Source organism: Luteibacter sp. SVR4-7G (assembly GCF_056755555.1).
This window is the reverse complement of the sequence record NZ_JBPGXO010000005.1, coordinates 85,237-111,520: the sequence shown is the minus strand read 5'-3', so window position 1 is coordinate 111,520 and position 26,284 is coordinate 85,237. Positions and strand designations below refer to the sequence as shown.

Annotated in this window: 30 protein-coding genes and 1 tRNA gene; 21 read left to right on the top strand and 10 right to left on the bottom strand. The window is 63.8% G+C overall.

Annotated features, from left to right (window positions below):
• Positions 1-36 precede the first annotated feature (36 nt).
• Together ACR9ZH_RS03510 and ACR9ZH_RS03505 are read right to left on the bottom strand one after the other, a co-directional pair.
• Positions 37-945, bottom strand: coding sequence for a YihY/virulence factor BrkB family protein (locus ACR9ZH_RS03510; RefSeq protein ID WP_481289368.1), 909 nt, complete (start codon positions 943-945; stop codon positions 37-39).
• Positions 946-956: 11 nt separating this feature from the next.
• On the bottom strand, positions 957-1,118 hold the full coding sequence (locus tag ACR9ZH_RS03505) for a hypothetical protein (protein ID WP_481289367.1): 162 nt from the start codon (positions 1,116-1,118) through the stop codon (positions 957-959).
• Positions 1,119-1,282: 164 nt separating this feature from the next.
• Here ACR9ZH_RS03505 and ACR9ZH_RS03500 point away from each other — a divergent pair, with 164 nt between their 5' ends.
• Together ACR9ZH_RS03500 and ACR9ZH_RS03495 are read left to right on the top strand one after the other, a co-directional pair.
• Positions 1,283-1,525 (top strand): hypothetical protein, encoded by a 243-nt coding sequence (locus ACR9ZH_RS03500; RefSeq protein ID WP_481289366.1) that lies wholly within the window; start codon positions 1,283-1,285, stop codon positions 1,523-1,525.
• A 185-nt stretch (positions 1,526-1,710) separates the two neighbouring features.
• Positions 1,711-1,971, top strand: coding sequence for a hypothetical protein (locus tag ACR9ZH_RS03495; RefSeq protein WP_481289365.1), 261 nt, complete (start codon positions 1,711-1,713; stop codon positions 1,969-1,971).
• 34 nt (positions 1,972-2,005) lie between these two features.
• On the opposite strand, the gene ACR9ZH_RS03490 is transcribed toward ACR9ZH_RS03495, so the two are convergent.
• Entirely contained in the window at positions 2,006-2,872 is an 867-nt protein-coding gene (locus ACR9ZH_RS03490) for a class II fructose-bisphosphate aldolase (protein WP_481289364.1), read from the bottom strand.
• Between the two features lie 243 nt (positions 2,873-3,115).
• Here ACR9ZH_RS03490 and ACR9ZH_RS03485 point away from each other — a divergent pair, with 243 nt between their 5' ends.
• Together ACR9ZH_RS03485 and ACR9ZH_RS03480 are read left to right on the top strand one after the other, a co-directional pair.
• Positions 3,116-3,352, top strand: a complete 237-nt coding sequence (locus tag ACR9ZH_RS03485; protein WP_481289363.1) for a DUF2188 domain-containing protein — start codon at positions 3,116-3,118, stop codon at positions 3,350-3,352.
• A 5-nt stretch (positions 3,353-3,357) separates the two neighbouring features.
• Positions 3,358-3,972, top strand: a complete 615-nt coding sequence (locus ACR9ZH_RS03480) for a hypothetical protein (protein WP_481289362.1) — start codon at positions 3,358-3,360, stop codon at positions 3,970-3,972.
• Between the two features lie 296 nt (positions 3,973-4,268).
• Here the strand turns inward: ACR9ZH_RS03480 and ACR9ZH_RS03475 are convergent.
• Positions 4,269-4,358 (bottom strand) — tRNA-Ser (locus tag ACR9ZH_RS03475).
• Between the two features lie 147 nt (positions 4,359-4,505).
• Here ACR9ZH_RS03475 and ACR9ZH_RS03470 point away from each other — a divergent pair.
• Positions 4,506-5,210: a PP2C family protein-serine/threonine phosphatase gene (locus ACR9ZH_RS03470; protein ID WP_481289361.1), complete on the top strand. Its 705-nt coding sequence runs from the start codon at positions 4,506-4,508 to the stop codon at positions 5,208-5,210.
• A 125-nt stretch (positions 5,211-5,335) separates the two neighbouring features.
• Here ACR9ZH_RS03470 and ACR9ZH_RS03465 read toward each other — a convergent pair whose 3' ends face one another.
• The 4 genes from ACR9ZH_RS03465 to ACR9ZH_RS03450 all read right to left on the bottom strand — a co-directional run bounded on the left by ACR9ZH_RS03465 (position 5,336) and on the right by ACR9ZH_RS03450 (position 8,219).
• On the bottom strand, positions 5,336-5,608 hold the full coding sequence (locus ACR9ZH_RS03465) for a hypothetical protein (protein WP_481289360.1): 273 nt from the start codon (positions 5,606-5,608) through the stop codon (positions 5,336-5,338).
• Between the two features lie 792 nt (positions 5,609-6,400).
• The gene (gene dnaQ, locus ACR9ZH_RS03460) at positions 6,401-7,132 is read right to left on the bottom strand and encodes a DNA polymerase III subunit epsilon (protein WP_481289359.1); all 732 of its coding nucleotides are present in this window, start codon (positions 7,130-7,132) and stop codon (positions 6,401-6,403) included.
• Positions 7,129-7,584 (bottom strand): ribonuclease HI, encoded by a 456-nt coding sequence (gene rnhA, locus ACR9ZH_RS03455; RefSeq protein WP_167023301.1) that lies wholly within the window; start codon positions 7,582-7,584, stop codon positions 7,129-7,131. The genes dnaQ and rnhA overlap by 4 nt, the downstream gene beginning before the upstream one ends.
• 11 nt (positions 7,585-7,595) lie before the next feature.
• Positions 7,596-8,219, bottom strand: a complete 624-nt coding sequence (locus tag ACR9ZH_RS03450; RefSeq protein WP_481289358.1) for a methyltransferase domain-containing protein — start codon at positions 8,217-8,219, stop codon at positions 7,596-7,598.
• Between the two features lie 230 nt (positions 8,220-8,449).
• Here ACR9ZH_RS03450 and gloB point away from each other — a divergent pair, with 230 nt between their 5' ends.
• Together gloB and ACR9ZH_RS03440 are read left to right on the top strand one after the other, a co-directional pair.
• The gene (gene gloB / locus ACR9ZH_RS03445) at positions 8,450-9,217 is read left to right on the top strand and encodes a hydroxyacylglutathione hydrolase (protein ID WP_481289357.1); all 768 of its coding nucleotides are present in this window, start codon (positions 8,450-8,452) and stop codon (positions 9,215-9,217) included.
• A complete protein-coding gene (locus ACR9ZH_RS03440) occupies positions 9,214-10,431 on the top strand; it encodes a transglycosylase SLT domain-containing protein (protein WP_481289356.1) in 1,218 nt (405 codons plus the stop codon). The genes gloB and ACR9ZH_RS03440 overlap by 4 nt, the downstream gene beginning before the upstream one ends.
• Positions 10,432-10,435: 4 nt before the next feature.
• On the opposite strand, the gene fabV is transcribed toward ACR9ZH_RS03440, so the two are convergent.
• On the bottom strand, positions 10,436-11,641 hold the full coding sequence (gene fabV, locus ACR9ZH_RS03435) for an enoyl-ACP reductase FabV (RefSeq protein ID WP_481289355.1): 1,206 nt from the start codon (positions 11,639-11,641) through the stop codon (positions 10,436-10,438).
• A gap of 382 nt (positions 11,642-12,023) precedes the next feature.
• Between fabV and ACR9ZH_RS03430 the strand changes: the two genes are divergently transcribed.
• The 13 genes from ACR9ZH_RS03430 (at position 12,024) to ACR9ZH_RS03370 (ending at position 24,446) form a co-directional block, all read left to right on the top strand.
• Complete coding sequence (locus ACR9ZH_RS03430; RefSeq protein ID WP_481289354.1) at positions 12,024-12,245, top strand: hypothetical protein; 222 nt, start codon at positions 12,024-12,026, stop codon at positions 12,243-12,245.
• Between the two features lie 121 nt (positions 12,246-12,366).
• On the top strand, positions 12,367-12,696 hold the full coding sequence (locus ACR9ZH_RS03425; protein ID WP_481289353.1) for a TrbC/VirB2 family protein: 330 nt from the start codon (positions 12,367-12,369) through the stop codon (positions 12,694-12,696).
• 2 nt (positions 12,697-12,698) lie between these two features.
• Positions 12,699-13,028, top strand: a complete 330-nt coding sequence (locus ACR9ZH_RS03420; RefSeq protein ID WP_481289352.1) for a VirB3 family type IV secretion system protein — start codon at positions 12,699-12,701, stop codon at positions 13,026-13,028.
• A gap of 29 nt (positions 13,029-13,057) precedes the next feature.
• Positions 13,058-15,454, top strand: a complete 2,397-nt coding sequence (locus ACR9ZH_RS03415; protein WP_481289351.1) for a VirB4 family type IV secretion/conjugal transfer ATPase — start codon at positions 13,058-13,060, stop codon at positions 15,452-15,454.
• A gap of 23 nt (positions 15,455-15,477) precedes the next feature.
• A complete protein-coding gene (locus ACR9ZH_RS03410) occupies positions 15,478-16,182 on the top strand; it encodes a type IV secretion system protein (protein ID WP_481289350.1) in 705 nt (234 codons plus the stop codon).
• Between the two features lie 3 nt (positions 16,183-16,185).
• Positions 16,186-17,256 (top strand): TrbL/VirB6 family protein, encoded by a 1,071-nt coding sequence (locus tag ACR9ZH_RS03405; protein WP_481289349.1) that lies wholly within the window; start codon positions 16,186-16,188, stop codon positions 17,254-17,256.
• A gap of 37 nt (positions 17,257-17,293) precedes the next feature.
• Positions 17,294-17,455: a hypothetical protein gene (locus ACR9ZH_RS03400; RefSeq protein ID WP_481289348.1), complete on the top strand. Its 162-nt coding sequence runs from the start codon at positions 17,294-17,296 to the stop codon at positions 17,453-17,455.
• Positions 17,452-18,132 carry a VirB8 family type IV secretion system protein gene (locus ACR9ZH_RS03395; RefSeq protein WP_481289347.1) on the top strand — a complete coding sequence of 227 codons (681 nt, stop codon included), beginning with the start codon at positions 17,452-17,454 and terminating at the stop codon, positions 18,130-18,132. The genes ACR9ZH_RS03400 and ACR9ZH_RS03395 overlap by 4 nt, the downstream gene beginning before the upstream one ends.
• Positions 18,133-18,134: 2 nt before the next feature.
• Positions 18,135-19,094, top strand: coding sequence for a P-type conjugative transfer protein VirB9 (gene virB9, locus ACR9ZH_RS03390; protein WP_481289346.1), 960 nt, complete (start codon positions 18,135-18,137; stop codon positions 19,092-19,094).
• Entirely contained in the window at positions 19,091-20,227 is a 1,137-nt protein-coding gene (virB10, locus tag ACR9ZH_RS03385) for a type IV secretion system protein VirB10 (protein WP_481289345.1), read from the top strand. Before virB9 ends, virB10 begins: the two co-directional genes overlap by 4 nt.
• 1 nt (position 20,228) lies before the next feature.
• A complete protein-coding gene (virB11, locus tag ACR9ZH_RS03380; protein ID WP_481289344.1) occupies positions 20,229-21,281 on the top strand; it encodes a P-type DNA transfer ATPase VirB11 in 1,053 nt (350 codons plus the stop codon).
• Positions 21,247-23,427, top strand: a complete 2,181-nt coding sequence (locus ACR9ZH_RS03375) for a type IV secretory system conjugative DNA transfer family protein (protein ID WP_481289343.1) — start codon at positions 21,247-21,249, stop codon at positions 23,425-23,427. The genes virB11 and ACR9ZH_RS03375 overlap by 35 nt, the downstream gene beginning before the upstream one ends.
• Before the next feature lie 53 nt (positions 23,428-23,480).
• Positions 23,481-24,446: a hypothetical protein gene (locus ACR9ZH_RS03370; protein ID WP_481289342.1), complete on the top strand. Its 966-nt coding sequence runs from the start codon at positions 23,481-23,483 to the stop codon at positions 24,444-24,446.
• A gap of 247 nt (positions 24,447-24,693) precedes the next feature.
• Here the strand turns inward: ACR9ZH_RS03370 and ACR9ZH_RS03365 are convergent, their stop codons facing one another.
• A complete protein-coding gene (locus tag ACR9ZH_RS03365) occupies positions 24,694-24,990 on the bottom strand; it encodes a hypothetical protein (protein ID WP_481289341.1) in 297 nt (98 codons plus the stop codon).
• Between the two features lie 250 nt (positions 24,991-25,240).
• On the opposite strand from ACR9ZH_RS03365, the gene ACR9ZH_RS03360 reads away from it, so the two are divergent.
• Positions 25,241-26,182, top strand: a complete 942-nt coding sequence (locus ACR9ZH_RS03360) for a hypothetical protein (RefSeq protein ID WP_481289340.1) — start codon at positions 25,241-25,243, stop codon at positions 26,180-26,182.
• Positions 26,183-26,284 lie beyond the last annotated feature (102 nt).

The following is a 26,284-nucleotide window of genomic DNA, read 5'->3' as shown; positions in this document are numbered from 1 at the left end:
GTCGCGGCGACGCAGGCGCCGCTTGCAGCCAGCATATTACGCCCGCCCGGCGTGCTCGGCCGGTCCTTCTTCGGGCAGTTCGGCGGGCGCGGCTTCGATGCGCACCGCGTGCTCGCTGGGACGGATGGGTTTGCCTCGTGCATCGGCCACGCCTCTTGTCAGTTCGGCGCCCATCAGCACGATGATCGACGAGTAATAAGTCCAGGTAAGCAGGACGATGAATGCGCCCGCGGGACCATAGGCACCGCCGACGTTCGCGTATTGGATGTACAGGCCGATCGTGTACTTGCCCGCAAGGAAGAGCACCGTCGTCAGTACCGCCCCGATGAGCGCCTCACTCCAGTCGATGAGAGCGTCGGGGAGGACCTTGTACATGGCCCCGAACGCGGCAAGGAAAACCAGCACCGAGATGGCGTACTCCACGACCTTCCATACGGCGCCGTCCCCACGCACCAGCGCCTGGATGACGGCGCTGACGATGAAGGAAATGATCAGCATGAAGGTGATGCCGCCCAGCAGTGCGAAGGCGCGCGCCCGGGCCCGCAACCACGCTCCCACGGCTTCGCCAGGCTTGGCCTTCACGCGCCATACGCGATCGAGCGTCGCCTGCAACTGGGCGAACACCGCCGAGGCGCCGAACAGCGTCACGGCGATGCCGACGATGCCCGCAAGGTCACCCAGCTTCGGATGAGACTTGGCGCTGGCGATCACGCCGTTGAGGGCCTCGGCCGCCTTCTGGCCCACCACGCTTGCCAGCGCCTCGGAGAGCTCGCCTTGCCAGGCCGGATGCAGCATCGAGACTACCCAGACCAGGAGCAGGAGCAGAGGCGCGAACGACAAGGCCGCGTAAAAGGACAGCGCGGCCGCGCGCGTCATGAGCTCGTCGTCGCTGAACCCCTCCACCGCCGACTTGATGGTGTGCTTGATGCCACGCAGGGCCCTCATCGTTCACGTCCTCAACGGATGCCTTCGTCGCGCTTGCGCAACTTCTCCATCTTTTCTTCACCCTTCTCGATCTTCTTATCCCGATCCTTATGTACCGGCTGATCGTTCTTGGCCACGTAGTTGTTGTTGCGGTCGCCCGATTGGGGGCGGTGAGTGCGAGATTCGTCGTTCATTAGTGACTCCGATGTGCACGAGCAAGCGCACCGGATGCTTCGGTGCGATGGGAGCGTCGCCTTTGCCGTTTCGGCGTACCGTCGCGTCCGCGTCACGATGACGATCACATCTCAAGTTATTGCGAGGACTGCCGATGACGAGACAGCTAACAAAGCGATTGCCTATGCAACTCCAGACCGCCCGACACGTGAACCTGCGCGCCGTCCTCCTCCAACTGGAGCGGGAGGGCATCGCCGGCTATGAGGAACAGGCCCAGCATCTCGGGAACGTAACGGCCCAGCGCCTGGCCGACATGGACCACGGGGCCCCGATCGACGCGCTGTTCGCCCAGCATGTCGAATGGGTGCTGCACCGGAGGCGGGGATGGATGGACGAGTCGCACGAGAACGATCCGCTGGATTTGTGAACCGCGGCAAGACACGTCCACATCGCCAACACGCTCCCTGCACGCAGATCGACGACGCCTCGGCCGCTGCTGAACGCTCTTCACAGTCCGAAAGGCACGTTTTCGGCATCTTCACCCGCCAAGCCCATCATTCATCCCTGTAAACAGCGATGGGAGCTGCGATGGACGCGTCGGCGGAATGGGTGATGGCCTGGACAGACCTGATCCTCGATTCGACAGCCATGAGCGAAGCCGCCCACCAGGGTGACTTGGTGGAATTGCGCTTCCGCGCCTGCTCGATCGCCGTCCGGGCGAGGCGGCACGGGTTCGTCGAACTGTCGCACAAGGCGGTCAGCCTCCTCGAGAAGCTCGGCATCGAAGCGGATATCCCGGCCTGCTTCTACGAGAAGCGAGTCGAGGAAATCGCCCGGCAGATCGACGCTATCGAGCGGCGGACACGGAGCTGATCAAGTCGAAAAGGCGTGCCACCGCATAGCGGCCTCAATGCATGCCATTGAACAAACGCATGCGAGCCATCGCCACCTGCTTCACCGCGTCGACGGCGTAAGGAAGGATGCGGTAAGGAACCACGTCATGCGGCCGCTCAGCCAGGCCCTTCTCGAGGCCTTGCCGCCAGGCGAGCCGCAGTTCGGTATTGATGTGGACGATGCTCATCCCGGCGGCGATGGCACGCGTGAAGTCGTCGTCCGCCGTACCCGAGCCGCCGTGCAGCGTGAGGAAGACGCCGGTCGCGGCCTTGATCCTGCCGATGAGATCGATGTCGAGACGCGGAGGAGCTTGGCCCGGGGCTACGCGGAACAATCCGTGCAGGGTGCCTACCGCGGCCGCAAGGATATCCACCCCGGTTTCCCTGACGAACTGCGTGGCCTCTTCGGGCGTGGTCAGGCTCTTGGACAGATCGGGCGCGACATCGTGTATTTCCGAGCCCGAACCGATATCGCCGATTTCGCCTTCGACGAGGATATCGGGGTTGATCGCCTTGAGTTCTTCGACGGCCTTGCGGGTCATCGCAATGTTTTCATCGAGCGGATGCGCGGAACCATCGAAAGCGACCGCATCGAATCCAGCCTTGGCTGCTTCGATCGCCTTGGCCAGCGAATGAGTATGGTCTGCATTGAGGAAGATTGGAAAATCGAACTCCTCGCGAATACTCCGTATCAACGCCGCAATCTGGCGCACGCCAACGAAGTCGCGCTCGCCCTCGGAAACGCCGACAATGACCGGGAGGTTCAGCTCGCGGGCCGATGACGACACGGCCTTGAGGACGGCGAGGTCGGACACATTGAAGTGGGCTACGGCGAGGCCGCGCTCTTCCGCGCGCTTCAGGGTGGGCTTCAGATCGGGCATATCGACTCCGTGGGGTTGGCGTACCAGCGGGGGGACGCATGGCGTTACGCTGGCATTGGCGGGGCGCTTGAGGTTGCCATGTGCCTAGGAGCCTTGGCTTGTAGCGGCTTCGCTTACGCCTGACGGTGTTCGCCTAGCTTCGAGCACGGGCTAGGCCGCGTCCCTGCTGGTAATACCTTGTTCTATCATGGGAGCGGGCTTGGTCACTCCACCCGACCTGCAAGTGACTGAAGGCGCACCTCGATGAAGAAAGAAAGCAAACACGTCACCCCCAGCCTTTCCGGCGGCTGGCTCGTACGAAAGCGCGGATCCTCGCGCGCTTCGCGCACCTTCGATACCCAAGCTGAAGCAGTGAGCTACGGCCGAGCCTTGGCAAAGAAGGAAGGGACTGAGCTCTACGTCCATGGCCGGGACGGGTCCATCAAGAATAAAACAAGCTATCGCGACACGACACATGGACAGTCGCCAAAGAAGAGGTGATCTCAATGGCGTTCGAGGATAACGTCTTCATTAACTGCCCCTTCGATGACGAATACTTCTCCTTACTACGCCCTCTCATTTTTACGATTGTTTATCTGAGCATGAAACCTAGAATCGCACTCGAGGCCTTGGATGGCGGCGAGGCTCGGCTCGACAAGATCGTCGATCTGATTCGCGAATCGAAGTACGCCATTCATGACATATCGCGCATTGAAGCAAGCACCGCCGGCGAACTGTATCGGCTGAACATGCCTTTTGAGTTAGGCATCGATTTTGGTTGCAGGAAGTTTGGGCGCGGCGGCCTGAAAGGGAAGCGATCTCTGGTCCTGGAAGCAGAGAGGCACAGATACAAGGCTGCGCTGTCGGACCTGTCAGGGATGGATATCGAGAGCCATGACAACGATCCCTATAAAGTCATCGCGGTCGTTCGAAACTGGCTCAAGAACACCTGCAAGTTACAAGCTTCAGGACCAACCAAGATCTCCGGCGCGTTTTCGGACTTCCGTGCTGACAATTTCGATCGGCTGACGGACGAAGGATTCTCAAATGAAGATATTGAAAACCTTCCGATCGCTGAGCTAATCGAATGTATGGAAGGTTGGGTCACAGAGAACAAATAGAACCAAAGACCCCCATAAATATGGGCATTCGACGGACGGCACAGCGTGCAATGCGCCGCCGAGCATTGGTTGGCGCGCTTCGCCGAGCTGATTGCGGCTCGGCAGCGAGCGGACTGTATCCGCGCACGCGAGCACGTCCTGGTCTATGACCCGGAGTATCCCTCGAGGACGTTCATCGACGCCGTGCGAGCCCGCGGCGAAGAGCAGGGAAAGGCCGGGAATTTTATGCGGGATTTTATACAGGCCTGGAAAACGAAGGCCCCGCATCACTGCGGGGCCTCGTAAGTCACTGTTTCTGGCGGAGAGGGTGGGATTCGAACCCACGGTACGCTTACACGTACGCCTGATTTCGAGTCAGGTACATTCGACCACTCTGCCACCTCTCCGGGAACGGTCGACGGCAGGGTTTGAGCCCTGCCGGGCCCGCAATCATAGTGGGTCTTCCCTGCCGTGACAACAGGGTTTCGATGCGGCATCCTGCCGGGGCATCCGGGCGCGTATGGCGCCCTTCCCCAGGATCTTCCAAGGCCCACATGATCGAGTTCGGACACGGCACGCACACGGGGCTCCGCCGCACGCGCAACGAGGATACCTACTACGCCGACGCCGGCCTCGGGCTGTTCCTGGTGGTGGACGGCATGGGCGGGCACCGCCATGGCGAGGTGGCCTCGGCCACGGCGCGCGACGGCGTGGTAGCCCAGGTGGCGGCCGGGCAGTCGCTGGTAGACGCCATCCAGCGGGTCAACGAGGCGCTGATCGCCCGGTCCAGCGGCCTCGCCGAGTCCCGGCCGATGGGAACGACCATTGCGGCTGTCCGCATCTCAGGGCAGCACTACGAAGCCGCCTGGGTCGGTGACAGCCGGATCTACCGCTGGGACGGCGCTCTCCAGCGGCTCTCGCACGACCACTCCATCGTCGAAGCCCTGGTCGAAGCCGGCGAACTCACCGAACAGCAGGCGCGGATTCATCCTCAGCGGAGCGTGCTGACGCAGGCGCTCGGCATTACCTCGCCCGACCAATTGCACATCGGTCTGGCTCGGGGCGAACTCACCGCCGGCGTACGCCTCCTGCTATGCACGGACGGCCTGACCGACGAGGTCGAGGACCGGCGGATCGGCGAGATCGTTTCGCGAACGGACATCGCCGCTCAGGAGTGTGTCGATCACCTCCTGCTCGAAGCGCTGGACGGAAGCGGGCGCGACAACATCACGGCCATTCTGTTGCGGGCTGCCGGTTGATCGTTTTGTAAAGACGATCAGACTTCGGCTTCGTAGACCATTGGGGCGCCGGGCACCCGCGTACGCGAGTGCGACGGCGGTCTTAGTAGGGAGCCCTCCGCGGATGAAAGTGTCGCCTCGAGCGTTCAAACGAGCTTCCACTCGGCCTTGGCCTTGGCTTCCTCCCACTGGATTCGCACATGCGCCGTCGACGCGCATTGCAAACCCATGTGGGTCATCTTGCCCACGGCCTCCAGGCCCATGGCCATCTGCTGCGGGTTCAAATTGTCCGATTCGTACACGAGTTCGGCGAGCAGTTCGGTGATGCCCTTGGAGTACTGCAACCATTCGGTCGCGAGATTCAGCAAGTCGTGCGGTGTCGCATGCGGGTCGAGCTCGAGTTCTTTGTGACCGCTCATCGTTTGCTCCTTGCTTGCGCCGCGCCTCGCCCAAACGCGGCGCGCCAGGAATTGACGCGCCGCGGACCATAGGGAACACGAAGCTTCACCGGCACCTGGGAGTACCGGGCGGCGTGATTGATGAAGATGCGACGCAAGCCGCGTTCCACCGGCACAACCGATCGCGTCGGTTACGACGGTAAGAAATGTCTCAAGTGCACGGCGAGCACCGCGGTTCTACAACGCCTCTGCCTGTTCGGCAGAAAGCCCTTACAGGTTGAGGGTATCACCCGGAGGGGCCGGTGGGCGCGCGGGTGCCGTATGATCTGGGGTAGCCAAAATCAATACTCTTTTAATGTCGGTTGGTTTTGGTCAGCGAGCCGGAGGTGTTTGCCGCACCTTCGGTTCGCGCTACTTCATCGCATCAAGCGATGGCCGCCTGCGTCGCGTTTTCGTGTGTCGACAACGCAGGCAACGGCCCGAGAGTATCTAACGGCGTTCGTGTTGTCTGTAGGCGCTACTGAGGTGTGCCGTTAGCGGTGTTTCTTGCTTGTATGTGCGGGATGATGCGTGCGTCGGACTTACGATCATTCGCAAACGACGCAAGTCTCCGCGGCGAGGGCGACGGCTGGTGGCCTCGCCGCCACGTCGAGATTGCTGCGGCGTAGCCGCTCAAGGCGTGAGCCTGTGTCAGCAGGCTAATGGATTCATTCGCGCACCAAGTTGCCTCGTGCGCCGAAGTCGCTGGGCCCCTGCTGCGCAGGGGCGACGATGTGCAGTAGTCACTGGCCCCGCCCTGCGCAGGGGCGACGATCAGTGGACCGTCTCGGCCGTTTCGGGTTCCAGCTTGCGCCAGATGCTCTGGCCGCCGGCCGCCTTGTCGATGGCGTCGAGGCGTTGTGCGTGCAGGGCCAGTTCTTCGTCGGAAGCGCGCAGGACGATCGGCCGGCGGGTGATCACGATGTCGCCGAGGATGTTTGCGCCGCGGTCGTCGGCGGAGGCGTCGAAGGCGAAGTCGAGGGCCACCTGGCCCGAGGTCATGGCGATATAGACGTCCGCCAGCAACTGCGCGTCGAGCAGGCCGCCGTGCAGGTCGCGGTGCGCGTTGTCCACGCCCAGGCGCTTGCATAGCGCGTCGAGGCTGTTGCGCTGGCCGGGGTACATCGTGCGCGCCATCAGCAGCGTGTCGAGCACGGTGGCATGGTCGGTGACCTGCCCGTAGTGCTCGCCCAGCAGCTTCAGCTCGGCGTTGATGAAGCCCACGTCGAACGCGGCGTTATGGATGATCAGTTCCGCGCCGCGGATGAACTCGAGGAACTCGTCCACCTTGTCGCGGAAAAACGGCTTGTCCAGCAGGAACTCGTCCTGGATGCCGGTGACTTCCCGCGCGCCTTCGTCGATGGCGCGCTCCGGGTTGAGGTACGTGTGGAACGTGCGCCCGGTGGGGCGGCGGCCGATCATCTCGACCGCGCCGATTTCGATGAGACGATGACCGAGGTGCGCTTCGAGGCCCGTGGTTTCCGTATCGAGCACGACCTGCCTCATGCCACCTTCCCTTTCGCCTTGTAGATAAGTGCCTGGTCGCGCGCGGCCACGTCCACGCGCTCGTTTTCCACGTGGCCGTTATGGCCCTTCACCCATTCCCAGGTGACGGTATGCGCGGCGGCCGCCTCGTCCAGGCGGATCCACAGGTCCTGGTTTTTCACCGGTTTCTTGTCGGCCGTTTTCCAACCGTTGCGGCGCCACTTCGGCACCCATTCCTGCACGCCTTGCATCACGTATTTCGAATCGGTCATGAGGTGCACGTTGCAGCGGCGGGTCAGCGCTTCGAGCGCCGAGATGGCCGCCATCATTTCCATGCGGTTGTTCGTCGTCTCGGCTTCGCCGCCGGAGAGCATCTTCTCGATGCCCTTCGCGCGGAGCAGTGCGGCCCAGCCGCCGGGCCCGGGATTGCCGAGGCAGGCGCCATCGGTGAACGCTTCAACGGTATCGGTCATGTAGTACTAAGTCAGCTTATGGGTTCGCGGGCGTTGCGGCGTGCGCCGGAAGCCAATGTTCCAGGGATCGGTGCGGGCACGGCCGCGACGCGGGCGCGCAAGGGTACCGCTGCCGGGCGCTTTTTGCGCGCCACCAGGAGATAGCCGCCGCCCACCAGCGATTCGCCCGCTGCCTGGCCTCCGGCGCGGGGCCAGGCGCTGCCCACGCGCCGGGGCATCGACAGCTCGAACTCGTCGCGCACGAGGCGCTGGCTCCACCACCACGGCCAGGTGAGGCGCGGACGGATGCCGCGGCTCTGTCTCGCCACCCAGGGCGACCAGAGCCCCACAGGGTGGATGCCGGTGATGGCCAGCATCCCACCGGGTGCCAGCACGCGGATTGCCTCGTCCAGGAGATTGTCCTGCCGGGCCGTGGTTTCCAGGGCGTGGCGCAGCAGGACCACGCCGAAAGATTCGTCTATGAACGGGAGCGCCTCCAGGCCGCTGGCCCGTATGTCGCCGCCCAGGACCGCTCCGGCCACGCGAAGGGTCGCCCAGTGGCCCAGGAGCGGTATCGCCGGCGGCTCGCCCTGGGCGGCCGCCGTGAGGTGCAGGCCGTGCTCCCCCGTACAGCGCGCCAGAAATGGGGCGAGCACTCGCGCCTCATCGGCGAGGAGCTTGCCGATTTGTGGGCTCGCGTAAATGTCGGGACTGAACTGGACCATGTGCTTCGAGTCTAAACGGTTTGGAGGTCGGCACAGCGGTTAATGAGTTTCTAACGAGCGAGATATACCCGGCTGATATAGTCCGGCGGCCCCGCCCGGTTCACTCCCCGGCGGCCATTCCTTGGGTGTTCGCGCCCTATCGACGTAACGGAGTCCGCCCGATGCATTGGGTCCCCGTCGCGGCCTTGAGCGACAACTACATCTGGCTGGTCGCCGACGACGATGGCAATGCCTTCGTCGTGGATCCCGGCGAAGCCGCTCCCGTCGAAGCCGCGCTGGCCGAGCGCGGCTGGCGGCTGACGGCCATCCTGCTGACCCACCACCACAACGACCACATCGGTGGCGTGTTCGATCTCGTGCGCGAGCACGACGTCGAGGTGTACGCCAGTCCGGACACACGCATTCCCTACAAGACCCAGATCGTCGAAGACGGCGACACGGTCACACTGGATGCGCCCAGGGCCTCGTTCAAGGTCATGGCCGTGCCAGGTCACACCCGTTCGCACATCGCCTACGCGGGCGAAGGCTTCCTGTTCTGCGGCGATACCCTGTTCAGCGTCGGCTGCGGCCGCCTCTTCGAGGGCACGCCGGAGCAGATGCTGGCCTCCCTGGATCGCTTCGCCCACCTGCCGCCGGAAACCCTCGTGTGCTGCGCGCACGAGTACACGGCCGCCAATATCCGCTTCGCGCTCAGCGTCGATCCGGACAACGGCGAGCTGCGCCGCCGGTCCGATGAAGTGGCGCGCCTTCGCGCCGAGGGCCGGCCCAGCCTGCCAAGCCGCCTGGTCGATGAATGCGCCAGCAACCCCTTCCTGCGCGTGGACAGCGAGGCCATCGCCCGCTGGGTCCAGGCCCAGGGCCAGGACCACGCCACGCGTACGGAGCGCTTCGCCGCGCTGCGTCGGGCCAAGGACAGCTTTACCGCATGAACGTACTCAACCGTCGTCTCCTGCCCACCCTGATTCCCCTCTTTCTCACGGCCTGTGCCGGCAACGTCCCGAAGCCCGTGCCGCAGCAGCCTGCCGCGACTGTGGCCCCCGTCGCCCCGGTGGAAGACGTGGCCGTGGCCCCGAAACTCCTGCGCCCGGCCCAGCCGGCGGACTTCTGGTCCGATATGCGCGAGAGCTTCGCCATGCCCGGCTGCGAGGCCGATCCGCAGGTGCTGGCCTGGGCGCGCACGTACACGAAGCAGCCGAACCGCTTCGAGCAGAACGTGAACGAGGTGCTGCCGCTGATCGTGTACGCCCACAAGTCGGCGATGAAGCACAGCGTTGCCGGCGAGTTCGCGCTGCTGCCCTGGGTGGAAAGCCAGTACCGCCACGTGCCCGGTGCGAAGAACCGTCCGGCGGGCATGTGGCAGATCATGCCGCAGACGGCACGCACGCTCGGCCTGCGCGTGGAGAAGAACTACGACGAGCGGCTGGACATCGCGAAGTCCACCGAGTCCGTGATGAACATGATGCGCCGCTACTACGACGACCTGGGCGACTGGCGCCTGGTCGACGTCGCGTATAACGCGGGCGAGTTCGGGCTGAAGAAGAAGCTGGACAAGCACGGCGGTCCGACGAGCGACGACGGTCTTCCCGACGTGCCGATGAAGGCAGGTACCCGGGAACACCTGGTGAAGCTCATGGCCATCGCGTGCATCGTGCGCGACCCGGCGCGCTTCAACGTCTCCTTGCCCCGCCGCGATACCGAGAACGCGTTGCAGGTGGTGCAGGTGTCGAGTCCGCAGTCGCTGGCCCAGGCGGCGAAGCAGTCCGGGTTGTCGATGAACGACCTGCGCGACTTCAATCCGGCTTATCGCACCGCGAAGGGCACGGTGAGCTCGAGCCTGCTCCTGCCCAAGTCGGCGGCGGACCAGTACAAGCTCGGACCGGTCGACCCGGTAGCGGAAACGCCCGAGGTCGTGGCGGACGCGAAGCCCGCCGTCGCCAAGGCCGCGAAGAAGCCATCGTCGAAGAAGAAGACCGTCGCGAAGGACGAGCCGCAGATCGTGTTCTACAAGGTCAACAGCGGCGAATCGCTGTGGACCATCGCCCGTCGCCACCAGGTGAGCGTGGAGCAGCTGATGAAGTGGAACGACTTGCAAACCCAGGCGGTGAAGCCTGGGCAGGTGTTGAAGCTCACCGCGTCGCGCTGATCCTTCAGAGCTGCACGACGTCCCACTGGACGTCGGGATTCACGTCGGCGTCGTAATCGACGCCCTTGGCCTCGAACCCAAACAACTTGATGAAGTCGTGCTTGTAGCCGGCGTAGTCGGTGACCTGCCACAGGTTTTCCGTGGTGACGGTCGGCCACAGTGCCTTGCACTCGCCCTGCACGTCGTCGCGCAGCTCCCAGTCGTCCAGGCGCAGGCGGCCCTCGGCGTCGGTTTCCGCGGGCTTGCCGTCAGTGCGGTACAGGCGGTCGTGGAACAGGCGGTTGATCTGTTCGATCGTGCCTTCATGGATGCCCTTCGCCTTCATGATCTTGAAGACCATGGAAACGTACAGCGGGATGACCGGAATGGCCGAACTGGCCTGGGTCACGACCGACTTCATGACGCCCACGTACGAGCGCAGGCCCTTGGCGGCGTAGCGGTCGCGAAGCTCCTTCGCCGTACGGTCGAGGTGCTGCTTGGCCTGGCCGAGCGTGCCGTGCCAGTAGATCGGCCAGGTGATCTCGGTTCCCACGTAGCTGTACGCGATGGTGGTGGCGTTGTCGGCAAGCACGCCGGCTTCGCTCAGCGCGTCGATCCACAGCGCCCAGTCTTCGCCACCCATGACGGTGACGGTGTCCTTGATTTCCTGCTCCGTGGCCGGCTCGACCGACGCCTGGATGACGGCGTCCTTGTTCGTGTCGACCGAGGAGGCCGTGAAGGTCTCGCCGATGGTCTTCAGCGCGGAGCGCACCACTTCGCCCGTCTTGGGCAGCTTGCGCACCGGCGAGGCGAGCGAATAGACGACGAGGTCGACCTTGCCGCCCATCTCGTTCCTGATGATCTCGATGGCGCGCGCGCGCGTCTCGTCGGCGAAGGCATCGCCGTTGATCGAGCGGCTGAACAGGCCCGCTTCACGCGCGAGCCTGTCGAATGCCGCCGAGTTGTACCAGCCGGCCGTACCCGTCTTCGTCTCGCTGGACGGCTTCTCGAAGAACACACCGAGCGTGGCGGCGCCGTGGCCGAACGCGGCCGTGATACGCGAGGCCAGGCCATAGCCGGTGGATGCGCCGATCACGAGCACGCTCTTCGGGCCGTCGGCGAACGCGCCGCTGGCCCTGGTGATGGCGATCTGTTCTTCCACATTCTTCGCGCAACCGACCGGATGAGCGGTGGTGCAGATGAAGCCGCGGACTTTGGGTTGGATGATCACGGATGGTTCCTTTGGCGCGTCAAGGACGCCATTGTAATCGCGGCGAGCTTCCGTGCGCTTCCGCATGGTTTGTAACCCGATGAGTCAGCCCTGCGCTTTAATGGCGAGCGAATTGAGAACTGTGTCACCGATCTGGCGCGTGTGCGCTTATTACCCCCCGTTTGGGGGAGCAATGACGCAGTGAAAGCATGCGTTACTAATGGCCTATCGAATCCCCAATCGAGATGGCTGCGGCCGTGTGTTCAATCGCACGGCACTCCACGGTAAATAACTCCCGAAAATGCCCAAAACAAAAATCCCCATAACACCGGGATGCGCCCTCCTGCTGCTTTCATTTGCCCACGGTGCCTGGGCGAAGGATGTCCAGAACGCCGTCGATGACATGTTGCGGCAAGCGAATGCGCGGGTGGCACATGGCGAGCCGCCGGACGCGGTGGAGAAGTCGCTGCGCGAAGGGATGGAGCGCCATGGCGTGGAAACGCAGGGCGAACCGCCGCACTGGGACGTGTTCGCCCGGGCGCGCTGGCGGCGCGAGGAGGCGCCCGGTGCCTCTCCCGCCCCGCAGCCTTCATTCGTTACCAGCGTCGATCCGACGACCCAATAACGCCGCAGCGGAAAATCCACGGATTGGATTTTGCAATAACGGAATAACAGCTTTTCATTCATTCAATAGGTCCCTGATGAGGGGGCCAAGAACGCATATTGCCGATCGACAGGAAAATGCAGTGACACACGCCAATAAATCGATTTTCCCCCTTAACCGTTCCGCTCTCATTCCCGCGTTAGTGGGATTGGCGTTATTCGCTTTCATCCTGTTATGCCCGGACCTGGCGCTGGCCCAGGATCTCGGCTCCCTCACCACGAAATCGAACAGCGCGGTGAGCTGGATCAAGACCGCCGTGCACGCGATCCTCGTGGTATCCGTCATCGGTTCCGGCGTATTGGCCGCCTTCGGCCGCATGTCGTGGGCCACCGTGGGGCAGGTCATCATCGGTGCGGTCGTTGCAGGCCTCGCGACCGAGGTGGTGGACGCTCTCTATGGGTCCGGAGGCTGATCATGGCCGACCTCCGCAGCGATCCCCTCTTCGGCGGACTGACACGCCCGGCCACGCTTTTTGGGCTGCCGGTGGACGCGCTGATCTTCATCGTCGGCAGCAGCGCCGTGAGCTTCCTGGTCGCGAACCTGGTCCAGCTCGACATCACCTGGAAAATCGCCGCACTGGGCATGGGCATCGTGCTCTACGGACTGGCGAGGCTGGTCTGCGCACGGGATCCGCGCGCTTTCCGCTATCTCGCTCTGCAGCTCTCCACCAAGGCCACGCACCGCGATCGCGCCTACTGGCGCAGCGGGTCGTACGCCGCCCTGCCCACCCGCTCGCGGCGCTGACGACCATGCTGTCGCCGAAGCAACCCCTGATGAACCAGTCGAAGCCGCTGGCGGAGTACATCCCGTTCTCCTCGCACGTTTCGAAATACAACCTGCGCACGCAGGCCGGCGACACGCTGACGACGATCAAGATCGCCGGCATCGCGCACGAAGCCGCCGACGATGCCGATATCCAGGCCTGGCACGACGCCCTTACCGGGCTCATCCGGAATGTGGCCAGTGAAGACATCGCGTTCTGGATGCACACCGTCCGCGAGGCCCGCAGCGACTATCCCGAAGGCAGCTTCGCCGAAGATTTCGCAGGCCGCCTCAACGAGCGGTACCGGGCCAGCCTGGGCGGCCTGGAGATGATGGTCAACTCGCACTACCTCACCATCGTCGTCCGGCCCAGGTCCGGCAAATCGAACGTGCTGCGCTTCGGCGGTCGGCGCAACCACGAGGCCGCCCTGGAGAGCATCCACGAGAGCAACGAGCGCCTCGACGAGATCACCGACTCCATCATGGCGGGGCTCTCGCGCTATGGCGTGCGCCGCCTGGAACTCTACGAGCACAAGGGCGTGGTCTGTTCCGAACCGCTGGAGCTGTTCGCGATGCTGGTGAACGGCGAATGGCAGCGTATTCCCGTCCCGAAGGGATCGGCGCGCTACGGCATGGTGAACAGCCGGGTATCGTTCGGCGTCGACCAGATGGAAATCCGGGGAGCGACGCAACTGCGCATCGGCGCCATGCTCGGCGCGGCGTCGTACCAGGTGGAACGGACCGAGCCGGGGCACCTGAACATGCTGCTGACGGTTCCCTTCCCTTTCGTGCTCACGCAGTCCTTCGCCGTGTTCGGCAGGCAGAAGGCGTCGGAAGCGTTGCAGAAGCAGCAACGCCTGCTGGTCAACGCCAACGACACCTCCGCTTCGCAGATCGGGGACATCGGGCAGGCGCTCGACGACCTCACGGCCGGGCGCGTCGTCTTCGGCGAACATCACCTGAGCATGATGCTGCTTGGCGACACGCAGAAGGAACTCTCCGAGCGCATCGCCATCAGCCGCGCCGTGCTCGGTGAAGCGGGATTCCTCGTCGCACGCGAGGACGAGTGCATCGAAGCCGCCTTCTTCGCGCAGTTGCCGGGCAACTTCCGCATGCGGCCGCGGCCGGCGCCGATCAGTTCGAGCAACATCGTCGGCTATACCGGTTTCCACAACTACCCCCATGGCCGCTTCGGAGGCAACCAGTGGGGGCCAGCGCTCACCCTGCTGAAGACCACCTCGGGCACGCCGTTCTACTTCAATTTCCACCTGCCGCCGTCCTCGCGGCGCGGCGTCACCGAGAGCGACGCGGACGACCGGGTGGCGGGACACACGCTGCTCCTCGGCCCTACCGGCGCGGGCAAGACGGTCATCCAGACCTTCATGCTTGCCCAGGCGGAGAAGTACAAGCCCACGGTGTTCACGTTCGACAAGGACCAGGGCCAGGCGATCTTCATCAAGGCCATGGGGGGCCAGTACTTCACGCTGAAGAACGGCGTGCCCACGGGTTTCAACCCCTGCGCCATGGAAGACACCCCCGGAAACCGCGCCATGGTGATGCAACTGGTCAAACGCTGCATCAAGGGCGACGACAGCTCCTTCCGCTTTTCGCCCAATCGCGAACGCGAAGTGCAGGACGCGGTGAACGGCGTGTACGCCATGCCGTTCGAGGCGCGGCGCTTTTCGTCGATCCTGGAGTTCCTCGACCCGACCGACCCCGACGGCAACGCCGCGCGCTTCCGCAAATGGTGCGCAGGCGGGTCGCTGGGCTGGCTGCTCGACAACCCCGTCGACCTCATCAATCTCTCGGACGGCCGCCATTTCGGTTACGACGTGACCGACTTCCTGGAGAACGACGAGACCCGCACGGTCACCGTGATGTACCTGTTCCACCGCATGGAGCAGCTGATCGACGGCCGCCGCTTCATCCTGAACATGGACGAGTTCTGGAAGATGCTGATGGACGAATACTTCGAGAGCAAGGCACTCGACGCGGTAAAGACCTATCGCAAGCGCAACGCACTCGCCCTCTTCGGCACGCAAAGTCCCTCCGACGTGCTTCGCTCGCGCATCAGCAAGCAGCTGATCGAGCAATGCGTGACGCAGCTCTACCTGCCCAACGCCAAGGCGACCAGGGACGACTATGTCGATGGTTTCAAGTTGTCCGAACGCGAGTACGACATCGTCCGCAAGGACATGGTCGAAGCCAACCTGCGCGGCTTCCTTTTCAAGCAAGGGCCAAACTCCACCGTTTGCGAACTGAACCTCCGTGGTTTCGACGAGGAGCTGGCGGTGCTGTCCGGGACCGCCAATACCGTCGACCTCGCCGAGCGCGCCATCGCCCGCGCCGGCGCCCGGCCGGACGACTGGTTGCGGCTGTTCCACGCCATGCGCAGGGAACGCGGATAAACGCCATCTAACAGGAGATGCCCATGAAATTCACATCCTTCCATGCCCTGGCCCTTGGTCTTTTCCTTGTGGCCGCCTTGATCGCGCCCGGCGCCAAGGCGCAGTTCGTCGTATCCACGCCCGATGCGGACACGGAACTCACGGCGGCGAACGCTTCGCTGGTCACGCAGATCGCCATTGCCACGAAAACCGCCGCATCGGCCGCCGACACGGTCGACAGGCTCAACGACGTCAAGAACGCCATCGGTTCCGGCGCGACGCAGTTCGGCAATCTTTCGTTCCAGCCCGACGACAGCCTCCCCGGCGATGCGAGGAATACGCTCAACCTGGTGAACTCCAGCGGCGCCGCCAGCGACATGGCGCGCGCGTTGCAGAAGGATGCTTCCAGCACCTCGCAATCGTTCTTCTCGAAAGTGAACCCGTTCGCCAAGGGGAACATGTCCGCCGACCTCGATAGCGCCGCCAGCTCCATGGCGGCCAACGAGGACATCTACCAGAACGCCGTCCAGCATTCTGCGCGGCTGGATGCGCTGCGGCTCAAGATCGCGACCACGACCAGTCTCAAGGACACTGCCGACCTCGCGGCTCGCATCCAGCTGGAAACGGCCGACATCACGAACGAGCTCGTGAAGACGCAGGCGCTGGAGAACATGGAGGAGCACGCGGACAAGGTGCGCGAGGTCCAGACCAAGCAAAAGATGTTCGGCCGCAACAGCAGGAGCTACTGACCGATGTTCCAGGCTGTTCCCGTGGATGGTGGCGGTGCCGCCGACAATACGCGCGTGGCGCATTTCCTCCTCGACGGGATCGTCGACACGATCACGCAGTTCGCGCAGACCAACTCACAGGCATTGATCGACGTCATCGCGCGCCCCGCGGCCGACATGATGGTGATCTACGTATTGCTCTGGGGTGCCGGCATCGCCAGTGGCCAGATCCACGAGCCGTTCGGCGACGGGATCCGGCGCATCCTGCGCATCGTCACCATTTCGCTGATCGGACTCACCGCAAGCGATTACCAGTCGGTCATCGTCGACTTCTTCGTCCACGCCCCGGCCGCGCTCGCCTCGGCGATGGTCGCCCCGGGTGCCGGGACAGCCGCGGGCGGAGGAGCGGCCACGCTCGCCGACATCCTCGACAATGCCCTCGCCCAGGGCCTGCAGATCGCCGGGAAGGCCTGGGACATGGCGGAGAGCCTCAGCATCTTCGACGGTGCCATCGGCTATTACCTCATCGCCATGATCCTGTACCTCGTCGTGGCGATCATCGTGGCCATTGCGACGGGCATCGTCTTCGTCACCTTCATTTCGCTTGCGCTCCTGCTCGCCGTGGGGCCGTTCTTCATCCTCATGGCGATCTTCCAGACCACCCAGCGCTTCTTCGAGGCGTGGCTGGGCCAGGTCGTGAGCATGGCCATCCTCTTCCTCCTGGTCGCCTCTGCCGTGTCGTTGTGCTTCTCGGTCTTCGACAAGTTCGTCACGGCGCTGCCGCAGGACAGTTGGGAGGACACGATCCTCAATATGGTGAAGGTGCTGACCGCCGCTATCGCCATCATCACGGTGCTCTGGCAGACCCAGGTCATGGCTGCCGCGCTCGGACAGGGCATCGCCATGTCGGCGCAGCAGTTCGCCGGCCGCCTGGCGGGTTCGGGTAACCGGCTCGCGAGCCGGCTGGGCGCCGGTTCGCCCTTTTCCGGCGGGCAGGGACAAGGCCGCCTCGGCAGCCAGTACGGCGCCGCCTCGCTCAACTCGCCGCTTTCCCGGGTCCAGGGACTGGCCCGGAAAACCTATTCCGGCAGCTGACCGGTTCCACGAAGACAGCGAACACAGAGACCCACCGATGCGATCAATCCTATGGATGGCCCTCCTCGCGGCCATGGCCACCGGCGTTACCGGCTGCGCCCGGAGCATGGACAAGCCTCCCCGCTGCTCGGGTAGCTACTACCCGCTGAACTCACCCGATCACTACGCGGTGCCCGGCGCCAAGGACACCTCACGATGAGCGACGCTTCCATCAAGGCTTTCGCCGAAGCCTCGAAGTACTGGGAAACCGACGAGATCGCGCGCGCGCGCAAGAGCGAACAGCGCGCATGGATGGTGGCGGCCGGCGGCATGGTCACCGGCCTGGTGGCCTGTGTGGCGGTGGCCCTGCTCACGCCACTGAAGACGGTGGAACCCTTCGTGGTCCGCGTCGACAAGAACACCGGGGCGACCGACATCGTGACTCACATCGACGAACAGACCGTGACCTTCAACGAAGCGATCGACAAGTACTTCCTGGCCAGGTACGTGAACTATCGCGAGGAGTACTCCACCGCGATGGCTTTTCCCGATTACGAAGCGGTGTCGTTGATGTCGGCGCGCAACGTGGCCGACGCATACATCGCGAAGATCAAGCCGGACAATCCGCAATCGCCCACCAAGGTCTACGGCAACGACGGTACCGTCGAGGTCGCAGTCAACTCGATCGCCTTCCTGGGCAAGGGCGTGGCGCAGGTACGTTTCTCGCGCCTGGAGCGCTTTCCCAATGCCGCGCCGAGGGAAACCGGCTGGATAGCGACGATCACCTACCGCTACATGAAGACCGCCGCCGATGCCAAGGCGCTGCTGGTCAATCCGGTGGGCTTCCAGGTGGACGACTACCGGCTGGACCCGGTCACGGTGGCGACGGGGACTTGACGATGCGACTACATGCCTGGGGGCTGATCGCCCTTTCCATGGCCGCGGGAGCGGCCTGCGCCGAATCGCAGCCCAAAGACGGCCGCTACGACGCACGCATCAAGGACGTGCTCTACAACCCGGCGGACGTGGTGAAGGTCGTGGGCCACTACGGCTACTCCACCGACATCCAGTTCGCGCCGGGAGAAACGACCGAGAACATCGCTTTAGGCGATTCCGTGGCATGGGAGGTGGCCCCGGCCGCCAACCACCTCTTCGTGAAGCCAAGCGAAGACAACGCCGTCACCAACATGACCGTGGTCACCAACAAGCGCGTGTACCAGATCTCCCTGGACGCTCGCGATGTCCATGGCCCGTCCTCGGGCAAGAGCCACGACATGTACTTCCAGGTGCGCTACGTCTATCCCGAAGACGACGCGCATGGTGCTGCGCAGGCCAGCAAGCGCCAGGTGCAGCAGGCCTTCGCGAAGGCTCCCGAAGCGCGCAACTGGAATTATTACGGCTGCGGCGGCCGCGACCTCCAGCCGTCCGAAGTGTTTGACGATGGACGCTTCACCTATATGCGCTTTCCGGCGGCCCAGGAAGTTCCCGCCATCTTCATCCTGGACAAGGAAGGCGACGAAAGCATCGTCAACGCGAGCATGCGCGGCGAGTACTACGTCTTACAGCGCACCGCCGCGCGGTTCGTGCTTCGCCGCGGCAAGGCGGTGGCCTGCATCCAGAACCGCAGCTACGACTACTACGGCGTGCCGTCGCCGACGGGCACGGCATCGCCCGAGGTGACGCGGACGATCAAAGGCGCGGCAGGTGGCCCCGCGGACCTTCCCGCCACGCCGTCCACGGTACCCACCACGCGATCCAACGGCACCGGAGCGCAAGGCCAGCCCCTGCCGCCTCCCGTGAGCGCCAGCGGATGGCCGATGCCCAACGACAAGCAAGCCACAGGAGCCCACACCCGATGAGTACGCCCGGCGAACAGGTACCGGCCGCGGCCGAACAGGGCCGCGGCATACCCCAGGTAGGAAAGACTCGGCGCGGCAACCGGTGGCTGATGCTGTTCCTCGTCGCGGCCGCCGTGGTGATGATGATCTCGCTGGGCGTGCACCGGTTGCTCGGCAACCTGCGCGAGCGCAACGCGGGCAAGGAGGATCCCGAGGCGGCGGCAACCGTGCTGCCCACCATGACGCGCGATGCCTTCGCCGCCAGGCACGCGGAGAAGCCGCCGTTGCCGGTGCAGGCAGCCGGTACGGCAGCCGTCGCGCCGCCACCGCCGGCGCAGCTCAGCGACGAGCAGCGCGCCGCGCTGGCCCTTGCCGCCAGGAGACGGCGCGCGCCCCTGCTGGCTACCGTGCACAAGCCAGGCGCGGCGGACGCGGCCCAGGGCCTGGCACTGGCGCAAGCGGGTACACCGGGTGCAGGTGCGGGTGGATCGAGCCTGGGCAATGCGCTCACGGCCACCCGGGGCAATGGCGTGTCCGCGTCGTTGCTGGCGGATCCGCACCTCACGATCACGCAGGGCACCTTCCTCGATTGCGTCCTGGTCACCGCGATCAACAGCCAGCAGCCTGGCATGACCTCGTGCATGCTCACGCGCGACATCTATTCGACGGACGGAGAGGTGCTCCTCCTGGAGCGAGGCTCGCGCGTCGTGGGCCAGTATCAGTCGGCCCAGCTGCGTCCGGGGCTGGACCGCATCTTCGTGCTGTGGACACGCGTGGAAACGCCGCATGGCGTCATCGTGAACATCGACTCCCCGTCGACGGACGCCCTCGGCCGCTCGGGACTGGACGGCGTGGTGAACAACCACTTCTGGGCCCGTTTCGGTGCCGCGCTCCTGGTTTCCTTCGTGAACGACGTCAGCCAATACGAGGCCTCGAAGAACGACAACGGCGGCAACACGCTGAACTTCGGCTCGTCGGCGGCCAGCGGATCGAACGATGCGGTGTCCACCATCCTGCAGAACACCGTCAACATCCCGCCCACGCTCGACAAGGCCCAGGGCGGGCACATCTCGATCTTCGTGGCGCGCGACCTGGATTTCAGCAGCGTCTACGGGCTCTCGGCCACCTCGCCCCAGGCGTCGGCGGGAATGTGACGTGAGCGCACCGGTGATGGACATCGATGCGACGCCACGCGTGGAAACCGCGCTTCCATTCTCGGCGGTGGAAACCTACCTCGCCCCCTTGCGCCGGCTGCTCGCCGGCATGGTGACCGAAGTGGTGGTCAACCAGCCCGGCGAGGCCTGGACCGAAGGGCAAGGCGGCTGGACGCGGCACGCGATGCCCGAGCTGACCTACGACCACCTGCGCATGCTGGCCAAGCTGATCGCCACGTCCACGCAGCAGACGATCTCCGAGACAGCGCCCGTCGTATCGGCCGCCCTGCCCTCCGGCGAGCGCGTGCAGGCCATCGTGCCCCCCGCGGTGCGCGCGGGCACGGTCAGCCTGACCATCCGCAAGCCGTCGCAGCTACGGCTCACGCTCGACGACTACGAACGCAGCGGCGCGTTCGAGAAGGTGGTGATCCATGGCCACGGCAATCTCGCGGTGGAAGAGGAACTGCTCCGTCTCCTCAAGGCCGATCGCATCCGGGATTTCCTCGAGCTTGCCGTGCGCTCGCACCAGAACATCGTGATTTCGGGCGCCACCGGCTCAGGCAAGACCACGATCATGAAGGCGCTGGTCGACCTCATTCCGCCCCATGAGCGGCTCATCACCATCGAGGACACGCCCGAGCTTGAAATCCTGCACCAACCCAACCACGTGCGCCTGTTCTATTCCAAGGACGGCCAGGGCGTGAGCAAGGCCACGCCGAAAACGCTGCTGGAATCGTGCCTGCGCATGAAACCCGACCGCATCCTACTCGCCGAGCTGAGAAGCGACGAGGCGTTCTACTTCATGCGCAACGTCAATTCGGGTCACCCAGGTTCGATCACCTCGGTGCACGCCACCAGCCCGCAACTGGCCATCGAGCAGCTGATGCTCCTGGTGAAGGAATCGGCAGGGGGATCGCAGCTCGCTCGCGAGGACATCAAGCAACTCCTGTTCATGCTGGTCGACATCGTCGTGCAGTTCAGCGTCGTGGACGGCCGCCGTCGCGTAACCGGAATTTATTATGAGCCCCAGCGCAAGCGCACCATCCTGGCTTAAGGCGATACTGGCCATCGGCGTGGCCGTGGCGGCCGTGCCCGCATGGATGTATCTCGCCGGCCACGTGTTCACCTTGCTCCTCTTCCGGAACACGGCGCACGACGTCGACCTGCGCACATGGTTCGATTACTACGGGGCCTACGGAACCGTGCCCGGCGTGCGCAAGCCGTTGATGATCGGCGCCGGCGCCGCGACTCTGGCCCTGCTCGCGCCGCTGGCGCTCGCCTTCGTAAAGCCCCGCCAGTCGCTGCACGGCAGCGCGCGCTTCGCCCGCGCCTCGGACATGCGCCGCCACGGCCTGCTGACCAACCAGGGCGACGGCGTCATCCTGGGCCGCCAGGGCAACCGCTTCCTCACGGCCAGCCTGCAGCAATTACCGCACATCATGCTTGCCGCACCCACCGGCTCGGGCAAGGGCGTGGGCATCGTCATACCCAACCTGCTCAACTGGAATCATTCCGCGGTGGTGTTGGACATCAAGAAGGAGAACTGGACCCTTACCGCGGGCTTCCGCAAGGCCAACGGGCACGAGGTCTACCTGTTCGATCCCGCTTCGCCGGAGCGGCATACCCACCGCTGGAACCCGCTCGCCTACATCCGCGACGACCCCGGCCTGATCGTCGACGACATCCAGAAGATCAGCAACATCATCTTCCCCGACGTCCCCGGTACCGACCCCCTGTGGACCGCCAGTTGCCGATCGTTGTTCCTGGGCCTGGTGCTGTACGTGTTCGAGACGGAGGGAAAGCCGCGCACGCTGGGCCAGGTGGCCCGCGAGGCCTTGCAAGGAAGCGACGAGAACCTGACCGCCCTCATCGAGCACCGCGAACGCAGCGACAAGCCGCTTTCCATGGTCTGTTCCAGCTCGCTGAAGGACTACATCAACACAGCGGACAACACGCGCACGTCGATCCGCAAGACCTTCACCTCGCGTTTCGAGCTGTTCCTAAACCCCATTCTCGACGCGGCCACCACCGAGAACGATTTCGACCTCCGCGCGCTTCGCGAGCGACGCATCACGGTGTACATCGGCATCACGCCGGACAACCTCAGCCGCCTCGCTCCCCTGCTCAACCTCTTCTTCCAGCAGGTTGTAGACATCAATACCCGCGAGCTCCCCGAGCACAATCCGTCGCTCAAGTATCAATGCCTGCTCATCCTCGACGAGTTCCGTTCGCTGGGCAAGCTGCAGATCGTCGTGGACGCCATCGCCTTCCTCCGCGGCTACGGCGTGCGCCTGCTGCCGATCTTCCAGTCGCCCAGCCAGGTGCGCGAGGTGTACGGGGAGGACGCGGCCAGGAACTTCTTCCAGAACCACGCCGTGCGCATCTGCTACACACCGGCCGACATGGACGTGGCGACGGAAATCAGCCGCGAGATGGGCAATTTCACCGTCAACGTGAAATCCACCTCCCGCAGCGGCGGTATGGGACAGCCGCGATCGCGCTCGGTGAATTTCAGCGAGCAGTCGCGTGCGCTGATGCTTCCCCAGGAAGTCAAGAACATCACGCAGGACGAGGAACTGATCTTCGCCCGCGGATGTCCGCCGATCAAGGCGACGAAGATCCGTTGGTACCAGGAAGAGACCTTCAAGAGCCGGGTGAAGCCGGTGCCGGAGGTTCCGACCGCGCCACTGCCGGTGATCGAAGCCATCGTCTATCCGGACTCGATATCGCAGGAGGATGCGTCGGATGACGAGGAAGGTCTCGCCGACGATACCCAGGACGAGGCCGAGGTATCGGAAGAAGAAGCCGGTTTGATCGCCGACAACTTCTACGCGGAAATAACGGATATCGAGGGCGCCCGGACGGTGAATGTCGATGCCGTCGACGAACGGCAGGCGATCCGTGAGGAACCGCCTATGGCGGAAAAGCCTCGCGCTTCGAAGTCCGAAGAGGATGCGGCGTCCACCTACCTTAGCGCGTCCACAACCGAGCAACGCGCATGGGCGATCCAGGATCACCCTGTCCTGGAACATTCGTTTTCGCTGGAAGACGGCATCGCCACCGCGGCCAGCGAGCGGTTGCCTCCCGATGCCTGCCGGCGATTCATGCAACGAATCCGCAACCACATCGCGAGCGATCTCGCCGCGGGCCGACGGCTTCCTTCCCTGACAAGCGTGGAACTTGCACTTGGCCGCGAATGACCTCGAGCACTTCCAACGAATGATGACTTCAACCCCACAGCGCGGAAGATGACATGCTGAAGCTAACCGATCTGCTACGCGACCTGACAAAACGGAAGAAGAAGGACAGGAACGGCGAGGCGAACCAGGCGCCTCCACCTGCTCCCGATCGCGCCTTGCCGCCTGGACACCGCGATTCCGTGGTCATCGCTACCTATAACGACACTATTGCCTCCGTGGGACGATCGCCGGTGATGTCGAGCCCACCCGCTTCGACATTACGTCCGCTTCGCGCGGGGAAGAGCAATCCGGGCCTCGATGAAAGCTTTCGTTCGAGAGCGAACGCCGGCCTCAACAACTTGTCCGATGAAGCACGTGCAAAATTGCTACGGCCGGCGAAGAGCGCTGCTCCCGCCATCAGCGACGAGGAAAGCCAGCTGATGCTGGCCCAGGGCATGCAGGCATCCAGCCGCCGCCCGGGCGCGCCGAGACTACGCCATGCGCCTTCGGCCTCCTCCACGAACAGCCTGGAAAGCGAAACCCTGGTGGCGCGGGAGCACCACCGGGCCGGCACAGAGGCATTCCGCTCGGTCACGCCGTCACGTCACGCCGATGGCGGACCCTATCGTCACGGTGAGGCCAGCAAGTCCGCGCCTAACGTCACCAGGTCGTTGCCTGCCATTCCGCCTCTGCCCAATCGTAGCAAGAGCGGTGACGACAAAAAGGCAGGACCAGCGATACCGGCTTACTTCACTAAGCAAAAGGAACTGCGGGAGAAGCAACGAGCCGCGCAAGCAGACAAGGCCGCCGCCCTGCCACGTCCGCCCTCGGCGCCCATTGCATCGGCCACTCCCTCAGACCGTACGAGCCCCAACTTGGTCCCGGGTTCAGGGCATGCCTCCCGTGCCTCATATCAAGCGAACCCTTCGATGAGCGAAAAAGCCAAGGGTAAGCAGCGCGCGGTCATCCGCTCTTCGTCGGCACCCTCGCTTTCCAGCACGAAAAATCGAGGAACCGACAAGGGAGAGCCGTCGGTCTGAGGGCTGTCCTCCATCCGTCTAAACATCCCCACTGAGCCAGGAACATGAAAAACTTTTTCCAAAGGTTCAAGCGAAAGAGCAGGTCGTCCCTTCGCGACGAGGCATCTCGCGATTCACCAGCACAGCCTGCCCATGCGCGAAGCATGATCGACCTCCATTCGGCCGGCGTGCTCGACATCAGTCCTACACCCTCCATTCCGTCGACACCCAGCACGCAGACGCCACGTTCCCTCTCGCCCGAGACCGCTCAATCTCCCGTATCGGAGGTCAGCCCACCCACGCCATCTGCAAGTAAAAGCAGGGCGCTAAAACCGACGGCTTCATTGCCTTCGCTTTCAGCGCTCAATACAACCCGGCTTCCCAAGATCAACGTCATCCCCGCATCGCCCGTCGATCGCCGGCACTCCCCGCGACAGACCGATGCATCGATGCTCCAGTCGGGACTGCCGTCGGAATCCAAGAGCATCGAACAGAGTCGCAGCGAACGGCGCTTGGCGAGGGAAACCGAGAAGCGAAAAAGAACGACAACGAAGGCGATGTTCACCGTGACGCCCGGAGCGCGGGGGCCGGTGCTCAGTTCAATGGGCTCCCCCAGCCGACGGGCTGCCACTTCCCGTGAACGTCTTCCCATCGGCACTGCTCAGAACTCTAGCCGATCGACCGGCCCCAGCTCCAGTCGATCGGGTAAGGCTAAGAAGGATGACCTTGTCCTGGAATAGCCGCGCCAGGGGAGAACGGTTTGCGCTCAGGTCGGGTGCAAGCACCATCAATGATGCATAGGTAGGACAATAACGATGGATAACATCAGGAAATTTAAGAAACAACTCTCAAAGTCAATGACAGATCTTTCGAAGTCGTTGACCGATCTTCAGAAAAAGGTAGTCAAGTCACCAAAGCCGAAAAACTACGTGGAGGGGTCGTCCTCCGACCTGGGAAGATTGGGCGCGTCTATCGACGCCCAAAGCGTCGCCAGCACGTCCAGCCTTCCCTCTATCGGCACGACAGGCTCTGGCCGACGCTCCCCCAGTGCCCTCGGATTGCCCGGCGGGTCACGTCAGGCAGGCGACGCCGGCGGCCCCTCTCGCCCTCAGTCTTCATCCAGTTTTGCGTCTGTTCTCGAATTCGCGTCGAATCCGGACCCTGCGGAAGCTCGCGCCGCGAAGGAACGCCAAGCCATGGAGCGGCATCGTACTAACAGGAAGGACATCGGGGCCTTCTTCTACGGCTTGCCCGAAGACCCAAGCGGTTCTGCGAAGAGCAAATCGAGCGTGGGCCGTGCGGCGGCGGCAACCCGACCATCGTCCACAGCTTCTTCCGCTTCGAGCGATTTTGGTCAAAGCGCGGGTCTGCAGCTCGATACGACCGAAGCGCAGAAACTCTCGAACCTTGCCGCGGGGCAGAGGGCAACTTTCCAGATGGCAATGAGTTCGCACCCTCCTCGTGAAGCGTCGGACAAGGGTTTCATTGCGGGGAAGAAAAAAGAGGGATCGCACGAACACGAGCGACGGCCTGTCGATCCGCGAAAGCTGCGTGCTCCTGAACATACGCCACTTCCACCGCCGCCGGCGGGCGCGCAGGGGTCAGCCCAGTCTACGCCCTCGCTCGCCAGGAACACCCTGCACATCGAACAGGAACGCCCAGGCAGCAAGCGTCGGGAAGGGGCCACGCATAAGCGCCAGGCGACCCCAGGCTCGTCGACGAAGAAGGGCAGGACCCAGGGCGAGCCGTCGGTTTAAGTATGGGAACCTGAAGCGCACCGCCATGAATGGGCGCCATGTGTGACACGCGTTCATTGAAAAAAGCCTGGATCCATTGAAGGATCCAGGCTTTTTATCGTC